We start from the raw sequence: 16740 nt of genomic DNA on the forward strand, positions 1-16740 counted from the left end.
TCAATGCTTGCTTCTTCTTTATTTTGTAGAAACTTCACCTTCAGTTTCTGTTTGCGGAATAAAGTATCCGACTATACCACCAATTATTGCTGGAACAATCCAACCAATACCTAATTCATAAAAAGGAATTGCGTGTACGATATTAGCGATAAAACGTGGTATCATTCCCACATTATCAAGTGCATGAATACAGCTAATAAGGAATGCCGCAATCATCGCTCCGATATAGACAGAAGGTTTACGTTTCGTATATTTATCAATAAAGGATACGAAAATTAAAATGATTGTAATTGGATATAAAATAATTAATACGGGTAATGTAATTTTGATTAATAAACTTAATCCTAAGTTTGAAATAACGAAGCTAAATAAACAAACATATAAAACAAGTTTTTTGTACGATACATTTGTTAGGACTGTTGTGAAATAGTTTGCGAATGCACTTACAACACCGATTGCTGTTGTTAAACAAGCAGCTATAATCGCGATGCTTAATAAAATGTTACCGCTTGTCCCAAAGAATTGATACATAACAGTAGCTAATAGCTGACCACCGTTTTCGAATTGTCCTAAGTTTCCGTTTGAAGCACCGATATAACCGAGTAAGAAGTAAACGATCGTTAAGAATAGGGCTGCAATGCTTCCGCAAATAATTGTATATTTCGCAATCGATTTTTTCTCTTGTATACCGTTTTGGCGAATTGCATTTACAACAATTGTTGATAATACGAGAGCTCCGATTGCATCTAATGTTAAAAAGCCTTCAAGAAATCCTTTGAAAAATGGAATTTCTTTATAGTCACCGATAGGTTCTGTGAATGATCCTGGTGAAAGAATTGCTTTTGTTGCCATAATTGCAATAATTCCAAGTAAAATTGGCGTTAATATTTTTCCGATATGATCTACTAATTTGGATGGATTTAATGATAAGAAGTAGACGACTGTAAAGAAAATAGCACTAAAGACTAACATAGAATACCATTGGTCCGGGAAGAGTGGTGCGATTCCAATTTCGTAAGATACAGTTCCAGTTCGTGGAATAACAAATAGTGGGCCGATTGAAAGATAAATAATGATAGCGAATACTGCTGCGAATTTTGGATGAACACGGCTTGCTAAAGTATTAAAACTACCACCGGCAAGGGCAACAGCGACGATAGCAAGTAAAGATAAACCGACGTCTGTAATAATAAATCCTGTAATGGAAATCCACATATTTTCTCCGGAAGAAAGACCAAGAAGGGGCGGGAAAATCATATTACCAGCACCGAAGAAAACTGCGAATAGTAATAAACTAATCGAAAGTATTTGCGCTGGTTTTAAAGTTGTACGCATATAAAGAAAATCCTCCTAATGAGTATTTTTGTCGAAAATTCAAATAATTTGTCGAGTAACTGTTATTATTTTAAAGGTCTGATGACTAGAAAGCAATAGGGAATTTTAAAAATATTAAAAAATAATGCATTAAATTGAATAAATATACTATTTATATGTTAATTAGGAAGGATTTAACTTATAACGTAAAAAAACACATATCGCTAGGATACGTGTATTAAAAATAAATCTTTCGATCGCGTTCTTCTTTTAAAATTTCAACGGCTTCGCGGAAACGTTGTGAATGGACAATTTCTCGTTCGCGTAAAAAGCGTAAGCTATCATTTATATCGGGATCGTCTGATAAATCAATTAGCCATTGATAAGTCGCTCGGGCTTTTTCTTCAGCTGCAATATCCTCATATAAATCTGCAATAGGGTCTCCTTTTGCTTGAATGTAAGTAGCAGTAAAGGGAACACCACCAGCATTATGATAAAACAACGCACTATCATGATTAGCATATTGTGCATCTAATCCAGCAGCTTTCATTTGTTCAGGTGTTGCATCTTTTGTTAATTTATAAATCATTGTAGCAATCATTTCTAAATGTGCGAACTCTTCTGTACCAATATCGGTTAGTAAGCCAACGACTTTGTCTGGAATTGTATAACGTTGATTTAAGTAACGAAGGGCAGCAGCTAGTTCGCCGTCCGCACCACCATATTGTTCAACTAATAATTTTGCAAGAGCTGGATTACAAGTACTCACTTTAACTGGATATTGTAATTTTTTTTCATAAATCCACATAGTTTCTCTCCTTTATCCCGCTATTTGCTGCCCGTAAACTCCACTTGATTAAAGTTTCATTTTATATTTGCCATGGCCACGGTCCTTGGCTCCATTGCCATGGAGCGTTAGAATAACTATTTCCGAACTGCTGAAGTGGCCCGTATTTTTCTTCAATTTTTTGTTGTAATACTCTTCGTTTATAGGAGAAATCGTTGAATTGATTTATAGCTGCAGTATCGTCGGGATGCGTATCTAAATAGAGGGTAAGTTCAACTAATACAAAGTCTAGTTCTTGTAGTTCTTCAATCCATTTGTAATATTCATCAGGCAATGTTTGTGTCACGTTTTTATTCACCGTCCTTTTTTGTAAGGATTTTCATAAAAATCATAAAAAGCAGGCCATAGAGTTCCTTTTCTTAAAGCTTCTTTTGGTGGGAATTGAGGTAAGTTAGGTGGTTGAAAGCCCATAAATAGGTGTGGGGGAGTTGAGTAATATTTCTTTTCAATTGGAGGGCAAGGATCGTTTGGGCCATGAAAAGGTATGTAGGATTTCATAAATTTATCCATGTTACACGCCTCCTTTATAAATGAAACATTCATCACTACGTATTGTATTCGTACATAATTACAAATTATGACTCATATAGAAAACTAAAAGGGGCAGGGGGAGTGCGGATGGAAAGTGTTACAACATGTATTGTATTAGAATCTAAAAACTTAAAGGAAACATTATATTTTTATGAAGGAATTCTAGGGTTTAAACCGAGCAAGGAGAGGCCACAAATACGTGTAACAGGTGTGTGGTATGATATTGGTTCCACGAGAATTTGTTTTGTTGTAAACAGGGGACTGGGAGAGTATCGAGAAACTGTTACATCATCAGTGAAGGAACTATTGTTAAAAACTACAAATATCGAGCGGTTAAAGAAAAAGTTAGCGTTTTATCAAATATCATTTATAGAAGAGCGCCGCGGTGAAGAAGTTAGAATAATATTTCATGATCCAGATGGTTATACACTCCAATTTATTTCAATAGAGAACATGGGAGAGAGACTTTTATAATGTAATAATCTGAATGGCGAATGAAAAAAATATTGACAAGCCTCTCCAAATATTTTAATGTGATTGTATAAAATTGTGTATATAAAGGGGAGTAACTTATTACAATAAAGTCGTCATTACAGGGAGAAACCCTCGGCTTTATTGGCAACGTTTCGTTGTTAGTGAGACCTTTACCAGCAATGGTAAAGGCCCCCTTCTGTCTTTTTAGGACCCTTACCATATTTGGTAGGGTCCTTTTTGTATACAAAGAGAGGAGATATAAAAATGAAAAAACTTATAAGTAGATTAAGAGTTGTATTTCATGTTCGCCGATTTGTTCCATTTTTATTTGACTTTTTCACTTCAAAAGAGGTTTCAATAAAGAAGAAAATCTTATCTATTGCTTTTTTAGTTGGTTACGTTGCTATGCCACTCGATTTAATTCCAGACTTCTTACCGTTTATCGGTATTTTAGATGATATTGGAATTGTTTTATTCATTTTGAACCGAATTGTAAAGATGGCGCCAGTACAATTGCAAGAAAAGCATAATGTAAATGTAGGATAGGAGCTAAAAGTATGGAGCAAATGATTTTAGATATAATCGAGTATTTAAAGCAGTTTTCTTATTTTGGAGTTGTGTTGGCTTTAACTTTTGAATTTATTCCAGCAGAGGTAGTTTTGCCTCTTGTTGGGTATTGGGTATACGAGGGTGATATGAATTTTTGGCTTGCTGTATTAGCTGGAACAATTGGAGGAACGACAGGACCATTAACGTTATATGCACTCGGTTATTACGGTGGTCGTCCTCTGTTAATAAAATACGGGAAATACTTCTTTATTAAGGAAGAACAAATTCAAAAAGCAGATGATTTCTTTGAGAAATATGGGCCGGTTGTAGCATTTTTAGGACGCTTCATCCCGGGAGTTCGAACACTTATTTCCGTTCCATGTGGTATGGCGAAAATGAATATATGGAAATTTAGCATATATACATTTGTAGCAATGTTCCCGTTAACGACTTTGTATATTTATTTTGGAATGAAATTAGGTCCGCATTGGGCAAAAGCAGGGGCTATTGTTGGGGAGTACATGTTACCTATATTAGTAGTTGTCCTTGTAATTGTGGCTTGTATCTTAATCTGTAAATATATGAAAAAGAGGGACAAAACGGAATCTATTTAAAGATAAAGGCGCATAATTTTTGGTGAATATAGATGAATAATACAGGCAAAGGACTCTTAAGGACATACACATATAAGGAATAAGTAAGAGAGAGGGGAAATTTCTATGGCTTGTGAATGCTCAGGGGCAGCGTTAACTTGTTGTCCAGATAAAAATTTTGTACAAGATAAAGTGTGTAGTCCATGGTCAGGAACTGTAGTTGCTACTGCAATTACAAATGTGCTGTATAACAACAATATTAATCAAAATATGATTGGAACAGGGTTTGTTAGGTATGACGTCGGGCCAGGTCCAATCACGCTGACAGTTTTGGATGCAACAGGAGCTACACTTGATACACAAACATTAAATCCTGGAACGAGTATAGCTTTTACGTACCGTCGTTTCCAGACAATTGAAGTAACTTTACCTGCTGGAACAGCTGGAACATATCAAGGAGAGTTTTGTATAACAACACGTTATCCACTTTCATAATAGAAAAGGAGAGGACTAAGATGTGCAATGCTAACTTATCATGCTGTTCCAGTAAAACACTTGTTCAAGATCAGGTGTGTATAGATTGGGCTGCTACTGGTGCGGTCACTGAAACGGTATATACGAATAATATTACGCAAGACTTGTACGCATCTGGATATGTAAAATATGATGTAGGTGTAAATCCAGTTACAGTAAACTTTCTAGTAGGAGCGACAGTAGTTAATACAATTACTGTACAACCACAAAGTAGTGGATCGTTTACAGTAAGGTATTTTACTACAATTCAAATTGTAACAACAGGGACGGCAACGAGCCAAGGGCAATTATGCCTTACAGTACGTTATCCGATTTCGTAAGGAAAAGCATACCGTAATGGTATGCTTTTTTGTATAGTTTGTAAGTTAGGGTGGTAAAGAATTTTATAAGCAAAATGAGAATTGGCAACAATATTTTCCCTCTATATATTGAGTTGGGTTATTTGGAATATTAATGATTGTAACGGACTGCAATGATTTCCCTGTGTACGACATCGTGTTGCCAGGATAAACAGTAAAGGTATTTGTAACTTGGCCGACAATTTGAACAGTGACTTCTCCTGTACTACTAGTACTATTATATATAGAAATCGTACCGGATATTTTAAGCACGCCATCATCTTCCCAAAGTGGTAATGTACGGAATGGATTTGGATTCTCTTTGGGAGGTAGTGGAATTTCATTGGTTATGAAAAAATTACCGGCAAATTCATTCATAACTAATTCACAGCCTGGTGGTTCTGGTGGATTAGGCGGATTATAGGGAGGACAGATGATAGATAAAGGGGCATAGCAGCCGATATTTTTTTTACAAGCCATTAATAGTTCCTCCCTTCATAGCTACTATTTATTACTATTAAATGTTGTAAAGCGATAGGTTGTGTTAATAAAGTGGCGAAAAATTTCACGAAACATGTTTAATAGGCTTACAGCTCGTAATAAGTTATGAGAGTCTGTAAGACAAAAGGTGGTTGTATAAGATAATACAAGTAATGTGGGATGTCACACAAAATTGACTGTATATTTACAAAAAATAAATAAATTTCATTCTTAGTTTAAACGAAGTTAATATGCGTTCGATACAATAACCATTGTAATTAATTCATTATATGAGGAGGATTCACGTGGAAAGAACTGCTTTACTAAAAGTAAAAGGCCTTATTGGATTATTGATGGTTTTTGTATTAGCTTTTGTATCATTGCCGTGGAATACACCAGTCAAAGCGGAAGAGAAAAAACAAGAAAAGGCACCAAGTGAGAAGAAAATTGTTTTCCCGGTGGTAAGTGATGTACATATTAAAGATAGTGGAACAGATGATACGTTCCGCTGGAAAAGAGCGATTGAACAATTTAATACGCTTGCACCAAAGCAAGACGCGTTTGTCATTGTAGGTGATTTTACTGATTCGGGTTCAGTAAAGCAATATGATCGTTTCATGCAAGTGTATAACGAAAATGCAAGTAAAGATGCGGTACGAATGAATTCTCTAGGTAATCATGATTATTGGAACGGCTTATCTGTAGAGGGAGCGCAGAAGCGTTTTTTAGAAAAGACAGGAATGGAATCAATTTATTATCATAATGTAGTAAAAGGGTATCACTTTATCGTAATGTCACCGGAAGATGGAACAACGCATGGCTATTATTCGGACAAGCAAATTAATTGGTTAAAAGAAGAAATGGCAAAGGCACAAAAAGATGATCCAGAAAAACCGATTTTCGTATTTTTACATCAACATATCAAAGATACAGTATACGGTAGTCAAGAGTGGGGAACGAAAGATAGTGCGAAAATTAATGAGGTATTAAAACAATACCCACAGGTTATTACGTTTTCAGGGCATTCGCATTATCCGTTAGATGATCCAAGATCGATTCACCAAAAAGACTTTACATCAGTTGGCACATCTTCAGTAAGTTATATGGAGGTTGAAGGTGGTAAAGTACAAGGAAATATCCCGCCAGGAGCTAGTACATTAAGCCAAGGTTTATTAGTAGAAGTAGATGATAAAGAAGTAACAATTAATCGCCGTGATTTCCATACAAATTCTTGGACAGGCGAGCCTTGGAAAATTAAATTACCAGCAAAGAAAGACACATTTACACATGTAGAAGATCGTGATAAAGAAAAGCCTTACTTTGCTAAGGATGCAAAGCTTGCTGTATCAAATGTAACAGAAAATGCGGCAACAGTAACATTCCCGCAAGCGTTGGACAACCTTCTTGTTCATTCTTATCGCTTGCAAGCAAAGGATAAACAAACAGGTGAGATTAAAAATAAGCTATTAGCGTTCTCTGAGTTTTATCGTGATCCAGTGCCGAAAGAGCTTACATTTACGCTTGCTGGATTAGATGGCGGGAAAACATATACACTTGAAGTAGTTGCAATTGATTCGTTTGGCAATGAAAGTGCGCAACCGTTAACTGCAGAAATCACAACGAAAAAAGATAATATTGATCCGAATGTGAAAGTACCAAAGGCAGACGTTTTTGATGTGAATTTTTTAGATGGTACATTTAAAGATAACTCACCGTTTGGAACGAAAGGTGATGTGAAAGGCGATGTATCTATTGAATATGATAAAGCTTTGAAAACAAATGCAATGAAATTAAATGGAAAAGCAAATACATTTGGGTACCTTCCATTCTCAGTAGCACAAAAAGAAAAAGTAGCAAATTCATTTACGTTAGAAACTGTATTTTCAATGAATGAAATTCGCGGACAAGGTATTTTGCAAAATACAGAGAGCGGTGGAATTGGTTTTGAGTCTACAGGAAGTGGATATGTAGAATTATGGGCTCATATTGGCGGAAGTTATAAACGTGTTGGCGTTCAATTAGAAGCGAACAAAACGTATCATTTAACAGGAACGTATAACGGAAGTGAAGTAGCAATTTATGTAGATGGTAAAAAAGTAAATAGCCAGCCAGCTCAAGGGAAAGTGTATCACCCGAACGTACCATTTGCATTTGGTGCTGATCCTGATAGCAATGGAAATGGTGGCATTCCGTTAAATGGACAAATTGCGTTAGCAAAATTATATAGTAAAGCATTAAGTTCTTCAGAAGTATTAGCAGCATATAACGAGTTTTCTAATCGTACAAAATTAGAGCAAGTAAATGCGTTATATGAAGAGAGTGGAAAAGTGAAAGAAGTGTTAGCTGGTACTTATGAATTTGGTGAAAAGCCAGGTCAGTATTCACAAGCAGCTTTTAACGAATTACAAAGAAGCTATGACAATGCAAAGAAAGTGTTTGAGAATATAGCAAGTACAGGAGAACAAATTGTTCAAACGTATAATGAATTAAAAACAGCAAACCAAACATTTGTCCAATCAAAGGTAGCAGAAGAACAGCCAAAAACACCGAAAGAAAAATTACAAGTGAATATTGAATCTGCAAAGGCTTTAGTAAAGAAAGCGCAAGATGGAAATGTAACAGACGGTTCTGTTAAATCATTAAGCCAAAAAATCACAGTTGCAGAATCTGTGTTAAAAGATAAAAATGTAAAAGATGAGTATGTGGAATCAATGAATCGTACATTAGAGCACGCTATTTCACTTGTTGAAAAAAGCATCAACAAATAAGGTATAAGAAAAAGAAGCTTATCATGATGGGCTTCTTTTTTGTTATACTAAAAGTAGTATAGAAAAGGGAGCGAATAATTTGGAAGAGAAAAAGCTAAAAAGAATTCTTGAATATGTATGGATCGCGGTTGTGCTCCTTGTAGGATATTATTTATTAAAAGATAAAAGTATTTGGGTTCTATTTTTAATGACTTTCTTATTAGCGGGTTTAGGCACGTTATTTATTAACTTTTTCTTTGATAGTGTAAACGCGTGGAGAAAGAAAAAGAAGGAGACGAAGTAAGGGGATAAGTATGCAAAGGTTGAAGCCTATGTGGGCAGCGGCATATTTTTCAATTTACAATCGTTAACGAAAAAACATAATAAAACATGAAAATAGCTCGCCGTTTTATCGGCGAGCTATTTTGTTATGCTTCTTTCGTCTCATCATTTGTTTTTTCATTAGCTAGATGACTATGTTTTCTAGAGTAGAAGAAATAGACGCATAAACCGATTATAAGCCAGACTGTAAAGCTGATCCATGTCGTTTTAGACAAATTAATCATTAAATATAAACAACAAAGAATAGCGACAACTGGTAGTACAGGTACGAGTGGTGCGCGGAATCCACGTTTTAAATCAGGATGAGTTTTCCGTAAAATAAGTACAGCAAAGCAAACGAAGGTGAAGGCTGTTAACGTACCGATGTTTACTAAATTAGCTAGTAAATGTAAGTCTAAAAGTCCTGCTAATAGAGCTGCAAATACTCCAGTAATCCATGTGTTTAATAAAGGGATTTTTACTTTTTTATTTACGCGTGATAAAGCTTTTGGGAGTAAGCCGTCTCGGCTCATTGCATAAGAAACACGAACTTGTCCATACATAACGACTAAAAGAACGGTTGTCATTCCTGTCATCGCACCAACTGCAAGTAGCCCCGCAATAGTATCTTCACCAACGAAATGTAGTGCAAATGCAACTGGATCAGAAACGTCTAATTGCGTGTAAGGAACCATGCCTGTTAAAACGAAAGATACGATCATGTATAAAACTGTACAAATAAGAAGGGAACCGATAATGCCAATTGGTAAGTCGCGCTGCGGTTTTTTCGTTTCTTCTGCCGCGGTTGCAATTGCATCAAAACCTAAAAAGGCGAAGAAGACAGTGGCAGCGCCAGTAATAATACCGTCGTACCCGAATGGAATGAACGGTGTCCAATTTTCAGGTTTTACATATTTTGCGCCTGCTACGATAAAGGCGATAATAACTGCTAATTTTATAAGGACCATAATATTATTAATGCGTGCGCTTTCGCGTATACCAAAACTTAAAAGACCAGTAATGAGAAGTAAAATACAAACAGCGGGTAAATCAATGAGACCACCTCTTCCTGTACCAGGGGCCGAGGAAATAATGGTGGGAAGGTGTATATTGAACCCTTGAAGCAATGATTGTAAGTATCCAGACCAGCCAACAGCTACCGCTGCAACAGCGAGTAAATATTCGAGCATTAAACACCAACCAACGATAAAGGCGACAACTTCTCCGACAGTCATGTATGCATAAGTGTAAACACTGCCTGAGACTGGTATAGAAGAAGCGAATTCGGCATAACAAAAGGCTACACAAGCACAAGTAAATGCAGCAATAAGGAATGATAGCATAATACCAGGGCCAGAATGTTTTGCCGCTACGATACCTGTTAATACAAAAATCCCTGTCCCAATTACGGCGCCGATTCCTAAAAACGTTAAATCGAGTGCCGTTAATGTTCGATCTAGCTGCCTTGGTGATTCAGTACTAAGTGCTTTTTTTCGTAATAATGACTTCACTTTGAACTCTCCTCCTTTAGTTTTCATCTCCATAACTGCGAATATAGTACGAGCCTATTGGAAAAGAGTATGTAAGTGAATGAAGATACAGTTATGGTATGTAGTTTTTTTAAAATTTCTGGATTAATCTTATTATAATTCAGAATATTTTGTCAAATAAAAATGTGACAAATAAAATGCGAATGAATAGGGGAAACTACTTGCAGAAATAGACGAGGGTTAACGGAGTGATAAAACCATTCATTAAAGTTTCACTTTATAAAGTAGGAGAAGATGCTATGTTATTTTATTTTGAACTTGTCGTCATTTTACTTTGTACGAAATTAGCTGGTGATATTAGTGTGAGACTCGGCCAGCCTTCTGTACTTGGTAAATTAATTGTTGGTATTATTATCGGTCCTGCTGTACTCGGTATTATTAATAGTTCAGAACTTATCGATGAGCTGAGTGAAATTGGTGTTTTACTACTTATGTTTATGGCAGGGCTTGAAACAGATTTAGAAGAGTTAAATCGGAATTTGAAATCTGCATTCGCAGTAGCGATGGGAGGAATTATTTTTCCATTCCTTGGTGGGTATTTAGCAGGACTTGCGTTTGGAATGTTACAGTCGCATGCTATCTTTTTAGGGTTATTACTTTGTGCCACTTCGGTTAGTATTTCTGTTCAAACACTAAGAGATTTAGGAAAAATGAATACGAGAGAAAGTACGACAATTTTAGGGGCAGCTGTATTTGATGATGTAATTGTTGTTATTTTATTAGCATTTGTGATGAGCTTTTTAGGTACACAAGATGTAAATGTAACGCTTGTCATTGCAAAGAAAATTATCTTTTTTGTAAGTATCGTTTTCATCTCTTGGAAAGTTGTTCCATGGATTATGAAAATGCTCGTACCACTTCGCGTAACAGAAGCATTAATTAGTGCAGCTCTTATTATTTGTTTCTCATTTTCGTATTACAGTGAAATGATGGGCATTGCAGGTATTATTGGAGCATTTGCAGCCGGAATTGCCATTTCTCAAACAGAGTATAAGCATGAAGTGGAACATAAAATTGAACCGATTGCTTATGCGATATTTGTACCGGTGTTCTTCGTAAGTATTGGAATGGAAATTACATTTCAAGGTATCGGAAGCCAGCTTTGGTTCATTATCATCATGACGCTTATTGCGATATTCACAAAGTTAATCGGATCAGGTTTAGGCGCAAGACTGACAGGATTCAATCTTCAATCTTCTATTAGTATTGGTGCGGGAATGGTTTCGCGCGGAGAAGTGGCGCTTATCATCGCAGCGAATGGACTTGCGGCGAATTTATTAGCGAAAGAAAATTTCACAGCGATTGTAATTGTTGTTATATTAACAACAATTATTACGCCGCCGCTTTTGAAGAAGTATTTTGTATAGAGAGGAAGGGCTTATCTGACGTAGGTAAGCTCTTTTTTTATTGCAAAAGGCAATGGTCATGTGGCATGAAAGGTTTGGAATTATGGTAAAATCTATGTATGTGATATGACAAGGAGGGGGAAGTGTGAAGATTACAAAGGGGAAAGTTATAGGTGTAATCATACTTATTGCACTATGTATACCATTTACTGCATGGAAAGAGTCAAAAGTGAAAGATTTTCCAGTTTCTATTTTTTCTTCCTATGTAGAAGACGAAAACTTGAAAGACTATAAGTACACTGCTTTTGTGCCTGACCTTGCAATTTGGATACATGGATGGGAAAAACAGCGATCTGAAGGTGAAATAACGTCATATAAAAAAGGGGATCGAACTGTAATCGTTCACCATCCACCTGGTAATGATGCTTTTTATCTATATGATACAAATGATATTAGAGAATATACGCAACCGTAAGAAGTGGAGGTTAAATAGTGAAAGCTTCAACATTACTATTTAAAATTGAAAGTAATATGGATCAATTTTCACCAGCTGAAAAGAAGGTTGCCATGTACATAATGGAGAATGCAGAGATTGTTCCGAACTTAACGACGAAAGAAGTGTCAACGAATGCAGGCGCAAGTGAGGCAAGTGTTGTTCGCTTTTGTAAGTCGATTGGGATTGGGAGCTTTAAAGCATTTAAAATCGCGCTCGTTCGTGAATTAACGATTGCTGATTATAATATTAATGATTTTTCAGTGATGAATACGGAAGATGGACCGTACGATTTGTTTAATAAAGTTACATATGTGAATAAAGCTGCAATTGAGGCGAGCGTTACTGCGATAGATAAAAAGGAACTTGAGAAAGCTGCAGATCGTATTGTAAATGCAGATAAAATTATATTTTACGGAGTAGGCGGATCAGCTACTCCGGCGATGGATGGGGCTTATAAATTTACAAGGCTCGGATTTACAGCGATGATGCTATCTGATTTTCATATGATGTTACCGCTTGTGACGAATTTAAAAGAAGGCGATATATTTGTTGCGATTTCAACTTCTGGGCGGACGAAAGATGTGCTCGAAATGGCACAATATGCGAAGAGACAAGGTGCAACTGTTATCGGAATTACGAAACTTGATCAATCATCACCTTTATATAAAGAAGCGGACATTCGCCTTTGTATGCCTGATGTAGAACAAGATCATCGTATTGCGAGTATTGCTTCGAGAATGACGCAATTGAATATGATTGATGCTTTATATGTGATTACTTTCAATCGAATTGGCAATAAAGTGCTGGATCAATTTATGGAGACAAGAGAAGAAGCAGTGCGATTACGGAAGTTAAAGTAGGAGAAAAGGTGAGGAGACTCATCTTTTTTTATCCCGCATTAACGGGCAGTAAGACCCCCCTCAAAATTCAGCGGAAGCAAAGAAAGTTAGGTGGGGGATCAACTGCCCGTAAACGCCCGATTGGTTCAGCTAATAATCAGTGGGGGATGAACAAAACCCCCACTGATTAAAGTTTCACTTTATTATCTTTGACACAAATATGTCATGTTGTGAAATTTTATTTCATAAAATAAGAAAGAGTTATTGATTTTTAGTTTCTTAAAGTTATAATAAAAGTGTGAAATATAATTTCAAAGAGGGTGGCAATATGTTAGAAAATTTATCGACAGAACACCGTAATGAGAAAACGACGAATCTAGATGAGATGAGTATAAAAGAAGTGTTACAAAGTATGAATGAAGAAGATCGAACGGTTGCGTTAGCAGTTGAAAAAGAGATAGAACAAATTGAAAAGGTAGTACAGACTGTTATTAAATCTTTTGAAAAAGAGGGCCGATTAATTTATATTGGGGCTGGTACGAGTGGCCGTTTAGGTATTTTAGATGCGGTTGAATGTCCACCGACATTTGGAACGGATGATAAAATGGTGCAAGGATTTATAGCAGGTGGATTGAAAGCGTTTACTAAGGCGGTAGAAGGTGCCGAAGATCGCGAAGAGTTAGCAGAAGAAGATTTGAAAAGTATTGGATTAAACGAGAAAGATACAGTGATTGGTATTGCCGCAAGTGGTAGAACCCCTTACGTAATTGGCGGATTGAAATACGCACATAGTGTGGGAGCTAGTACGGCGAGTATTTCTTGTAATAAAAATGCTGAAATAAGTAAATATGCAAAACTAAATGTGGAAGTAGAAACAGGCGCAGAAATTTTAACAGGCTCAACGCGTTTGAAGGCTGGAACAGCGCAAAAATTAGTACTTAATATGATTTCAACAGCGTCAATGATTGGTGTAGGAAAAGTATATAAAAACTTAATGGTAGATGTTCAATCTACGAATGAAAAGTTAGTAGAACGATCAAAACGAATTATTGTGGCAGCAACAGGAGTTAGTTATGAAGTAGCGGCAGAGTGTTATGAAAAAGCAGAACGTAATGTGAAAGCTGCGATTGTTATGGTGTTATTGCGGTGTGAGTATGGGGAAGCACTGGAGAAATTAAAAGAAGCGAAAGGGTTTGTGAAGAAGGCACTATAAAATAATAGGGAGGGGGATTCTATTATGAAGAAAGAAGAGAGAATGGCCAAAGAGATTTCAGAGCAACTTGGGGGAGTAAAAAATATTCGCGGTATTGCTCATTGTATGACGAGACTGCGATTAACGCTTCATGATGGAAGTAAAGTGAATATGGACCTTTTGAAAAAGGTTGAAGGGGTTATGGGCGTTATTGAAGATGAGACGCTTCAAGTTGTTGTTGGACCAGGGACAGTAAATAAAGTAGCAGCTGAAATGGAAGGGTTAACGGGACTGCGAATTGGTGAGGTGGCAGATCATCACCTTGAAGATCTTGGGCAAGAGATGAAGTCAGAAATTAAGAAGAAAAATAATACACCAGTGAAAAACTTTTTAAGAAAAATAGGAAGTATTTTCATTCCATTAATTCCGGGTCTTGTTGCGTCAGGAATTATAAACGGAGTTGCTAACTTTGCGAAAAATGCCGGTGCTGATCCGAATGCTACATGGCTACAAATGTTACTACTCATTGGCGGCGGTATCTTTACATTTTTAGGGATTTTAGTCGGCTGGAATACAGCGAAAGAATTTGGCGGGACACCAGTTCTTGGGGCAATTGCAGGTATTTTAATTTTCAACCCAGCGATGGCGAATGTGAAATTATTTGGTGAAGCAATGGTACCTGGCCGGGGCGGATTGTTTGCAGTTATTTTTGCAGCATGGCTTATGGTTGTAGTGGAAAGACAAGTTCGAAAAGCAGTGCCAAATGCAGTGGATATTATCGTAACACCACTTATTACTGTATTAGTTGTAAGCATAGTAACGATGTTAGCAATTCAGCCAGTTGCTGGTTTCTTATCTGAAGGAATTACAAGCGGAATTAATGCGATTTTAAATATTGGCGGAGCGTTTGCTGGAGCTGTGCTTGCCGGAACATTTTTACCTCTCGTTATGGTCGGATTGCATCACGGTTTAACACCGATTCATATGGAATTTATTAATCAAACGCACGTAACGCCTTTATTACCAGTATTGGCAATGGCGGGTGCTGGGCAAGTAGGAGCAGCGATTGCGATTTTTGTGAAAACAAAAAACAAACGACTTCGTAATGTAATTAAAGGTGCATTACCAGTTGGTTTTTTAGGAATTGGCGAACCATTATTATACGGGGTTACATTACCACTTGGGAAACCGTTTCTTACTGCTTGTCTAGGAGCCGCTGTTGGTGGTGCATTCCAAGCAGTCATGAAAACAGCAGCACTCGGAATCGGTGTATCAGGATTATCATTAATTCCGTTAATTGCTGATAATAAATATTTATTATATTTCCTTGGATTAGTAGTTGCATATACTTTCGGTTTCATCTTTACGTACTTCTTCGGCTTTAAAGAAGAAATGGCAGAAAATATATAGAAAAAGAGAAAGGGGATTCCTTTCTCTTTTTCTATTAATAGAGAGGGAGATTTATATGATAGGAGTTTCAATTTATCTTTCAAAAGAGAGAGTAGAGAAACAAGAAGAGTGGTTGAAAGTAGCGAAGGAAAACGGATTTTCATCTATTTTCACATCACTTCATATTCCAGAAGATGATCCAAATACGTATAAAGAGTTAATTCAAATACTTGGGAAACAAGCTCTCGAAAATGAAATGGAGTTAATGGTTGATGTCTCTCCGAAATCGTTACATCATTTAGGAATATCGTATGAAAATGTGGAAGAGTTAGTAGAGTGGGGTATTACTGGTTTACGAATGGATTATGGCATCACGCCGAAAGAAATTGCACGCGTATCCCATAAGATGAAAGTAGCTTTAAATGCGAGTACGATTACAGAATCATTTTGGAAAGAGTTACTTACGGAAAATATACGAGTAGATCGTGTAGAAGCGTGGCATAATTTTTATCCGCGTCCAGAAACAGGACTAGCAAAGTCATTTTTACAAAAACAAAATAAGTATTTACATGAGTGCGGAATAAAAACGATGGCATTTATTCCGGGAGATGGTGAAAAACGTGGTCCGTTATATGAAGGGTTACCGACGTTAGAAAAACACCGCTATATGCGGCCGCTTGAAGCGTATTTAGAACTTGTGCAAGAGTGTGACGTCGATAAAGTGCTAATTGGGGATATAAGCGGGAGCATAGAAAGTGTACAAGAAATCGCAATTGCGAGTAATGGGATTATTCCAGTGCGATATCAATCATTTATAAATGATAGCGACACTATACAACTGTTAGAACGAGTGCATACGAACCGGCTTGATCCAGCTCGTGATGTCATTCGCTCTGTAGAATCGCGTGAAGAAAATAAAGTTGTATTACAACCGATGAATACAATGTCAAGAAAGAAAGGCAGCATTACAATTGATAATGAATTGTACGGTAGATATGCTGGAGAAATGCAAATTGTTATAAGTGGTTTGCCTGAAGATGGGAAAGTGAATGTTGTTGGAATGGTTGTAGAAGAGGACGTGTCTTTATTGCCGTATATTGATGCTGGAAAAAAGTTTCAATTTTTTCTGTATGATAGAGTAAAAGCTTGAATTAGCGCTATTTTGTAAAAGACATTATTCGTAAAACGGATAATGTTTTT

19 protein-coding genes are annotated in these 16740 nt (G+C 36.6%); 13 read left to right on the forward strand and 6 right to left on the reverse strand.

The window, feature by feature from the left end; genetic code table 11:
* Nucleotides 1-18: 18 nt before the first annotated feature.
* The 4 genes from brnQ2 to LUS72_RS04160 form a co-directional block, all read right to left on the reverse strand.
* Nucleotides 19-1335 (reverse strand): branched-chain amino acid transport system II carrier protein BrnQ2, encoded by a 1317-nt coding sequence (gene brnQ2, locus LUS72_RS04145; RefSeq protein ID WP_097831278.1) that lies wholly within the window; start codon nt 1333-1335, stop codon nt 19-21.
* A gap of 217 nt (nt 1336-1552) precedes the next feature.
* Nucleotides 1553-2122 (reverse strand): spore coat protein CotJC, encoded by a 570-nt coding sequence (gene cotJC / locus LUS72_RS04150; protein ID WP_002170510.1) that lies wholly within the window; start codon nt 2120-2122, stop codon nt 1553-1555.
* A 61-nt stretch (nt 2123-2183) separates the two neighbouring features.
* Entirely contained in the window at nt 2184-2447 is a 264-nt protein-coding gene (locus LUS72_RS04155) for a spore coat protein CotJB (RefSeq protein ID WP_000194953.1), read from the reverse strand.
* Between the two features lie 8 nt (nt 2448-2455).
* Nucleotides 2456-2671 (reverse strand): spore coat associated protein CotJA, encoded by a 216-nt coding sequence (locus LUS72_RS04160; protein ID WP_097831277.1) that lies wholly within the window; start codon nt 2669-2671, stop codon nt 2456-2458.
* Between the two features lie 108 nt (nt 2672-2779).
* Here LUS72_RS04160 and LUS72_RS04165 point away from each other — a divergent pair, with 108 nt between their 5' ends.
* The 5 genes from LUS72_RS04165 (at nt 2780) to LUS72_RS04185 (ending at nt 5162) form a co-directional block, all read left to right on the forward strand.
* Nucleotides 2780-3166: a VOC family protein gene (locus tag LUS72_RS04165; RefSeq protein WP_097831276.1), complete on the forward strand. Its 387-nt coding sequence runs from the start codon at nt 2780-2782 to the stop codon at nt 3164-3166.
* Nucleotides 3167-3430: 264 nt separating this feature from the next.
* Nucleotides 3431-3712, forward strand: a complete 282-nt coding sequence (locus LUS72_RS04170) for a YkvA family protein (protein WP_000733844.1) — start codon at nt 3431-3433, stop codon at nt 3710-3712.
* A gap of 11 nt (nt 3713-3723) precedes the next feature.
* The gene (locus LUS72_RS04175) at nt 3724-4329 is read left to right on the forward strand and encodes a DedA family protein (RefSeq protein WP_097831275.1); all 606 of its coding nucleotides are present in this window, start codon (nt 3724-3726) and stop codon (nt 4327-4329) included.
* A 105-nt stretch (nt 4330-4434) separates the two neighbouring features.
* Nucleotides 4435-4803, forward strand: coding sequence for a DUF3992 domain-containing protein (locus tag LUS72_RS04180; RefSeq protein ID WP_016093264.1), 369 nt, complete (start codon nt 4435-4437; stop codon nt 4801-4803).
* 20 nt (nt 4804-4823) lie between these two features.
* On the forward strand, nt 4824-5162 hold the full coding sequence (locus tag LUS72_RS04185) for a DUF3992 domain-containing protein (RefSeq protein ID WP_097831274.1): 339 nt from the start codon (nt 4824-4826) through the stop codon (nt 5160-5162).
* A 63-nt stretch (nt 5163-5225) separates the two neighbouring features.
* On the opposite strand, the gene LUS72_RS04190 is transcribed toward LUS72_RS04185, so the two are convergent.
* Nucleotides 5226-5660, reverse strand: coding sequence for an S-Ena type endospore appendage (locus LUS72_RS04190; protein WP_097831273.1), 435 nt, complete (start codon nt 5658-5660; stop codon nt 5226-5228).
* A gap of 305 nt (nt 5661-5965) precedes the next feature.
* On the opposite strand from LUS72_RS04190, the gene LUS72_RS04195 reads away from it, so the two are divergent.
* Both LUS72_RS04195 and LUS72_RS04200 read left to right on the forward strand, forming a co-directional pair.
* Complete coding sequence (locus tag LUS72_RS04195) at nt 5966-8428, forward strand: LamG-like jellyroll fold domain-containing protein (protein ID WP_264448616.1); 2463 nt, start codon at nt 5966-5968, stop codon at nt 8426-8428.
* Nucleotides 8429-8507: 79 nt separating this feature from the next.
* Nucleotides 8508-8711: a hypothetical protein gene (locus LUS72_RS04200; RefSeq protein ID WP_000391508.1), complete on the forward strand. Its 204-nt coding sequence runs from the start codon at nt 8508-8510 to the stop codon at nt 8709-8711.
* A 124-nt stretch (nt 8712-8835) separates the two neighbouring features.
* Here LUS72_RS04200 and LUS72_RS04205 read toward each other — a convergent pair whose 3' ends face one another.
* The gene (locus tag LUS72_RS04205) at nt 8836-10239 is read right to left on the reverse strand and encodes a branched-chain amino acid transporter BcaP (protein ID WP_097831271.1); all 1404 of its coding nucleotides are present in this window, start codon (nt 10237-10239) and stop codon (nt 8836-8838) included.
* Between the two features lie 278 nt (nt 10240-10517).
* On the opposite strand from LUS72_RS04205, the gene LUS72_RS04210 reads away from it, so the two are divergent.
* From LUS72_RS04210 to LUS72_RS04235, 6 genes are all read left to right on the forward strand, one after another.
* Nucleotides 10518-11645 carry a cation:proton antiporter gene (locus tag LUS72_RS04210; RefSeq protein WP_000899803.1) on the forward strand — a complete coding sequence of 376 codons (1128 nt, stop codon included), beginning with the start codon at nt 10518-10520 and terminating at the stop codon, nt 11643-11645.
* A gap of 124 nt (nt 11646-11769) precedes the next feature.
* On the forward strand, nt 11770-12099 hold the full coding sequence (locus LUS72_RS04215; RefSeq protein WP_097831270.1) for an outer surface protein: 330 nt from the start codon (nt 11770-11772) through the stop codon (nt 12097-12099).
* Between the two features lie 17 nt (nt 12100-12116).
* On the forward strand, nt 12117-12980 hold the full coding sequence (locus LUS72_RS04220) for a MurR/RpiR family transcriptional regulator (RefSeq protein WP_097831269.1): 864 nt from the start codon (nt 12117-12119) through the stop codon (nt 12978-12980).
* A gap of 307 nt (nt 12981-13287) precedes the next feature.
* Nucleotides 13288-14172: an N-acetylmuramic acid 6-phosphate etherase gene (gene murQ / locus LUS72_RS04225; protein ID WP_097831268.1), complete on the forward strand. Its 885-nt coding sequence runs from the start codon at nt 13288-13290 to the stop codon at nt 14170-14172.
* Between the two features lie 24 nt (nt 14173-14196).
* Entirely contained in the window at nt 14197-15561 is a 1365-nt protein-coding gene (locus LUS72_RS04230; RefSeq protein WP_097831267.1) for a PTS transporter subunit EIIC, read from the forward strand.
* A gap of 55 nt (nt 15562-15616) precedes the next feature.
* Nucleotides 15617-16690, forward strand: a complete 1074-nt coding sequence (locus LUS72_RS04235) for a DUF871 domain-containing protein (protein ID WP_264448617.1) — start codon at nt 15617-15619, stop codon at nt 16688-16690.
* Nucleotides 16691-16740 lie beyond the last annotated feature (50 nt).

This window comes from Bacillus cereus (assembly GCF_025917685.1).
Classification (GTDB): domain Bacteria; phylum Bacillota; class Bacilli; order Bacillales; family Bacillaceae_G; genus Bacillus_A; species Bacillus_A cereus_AT.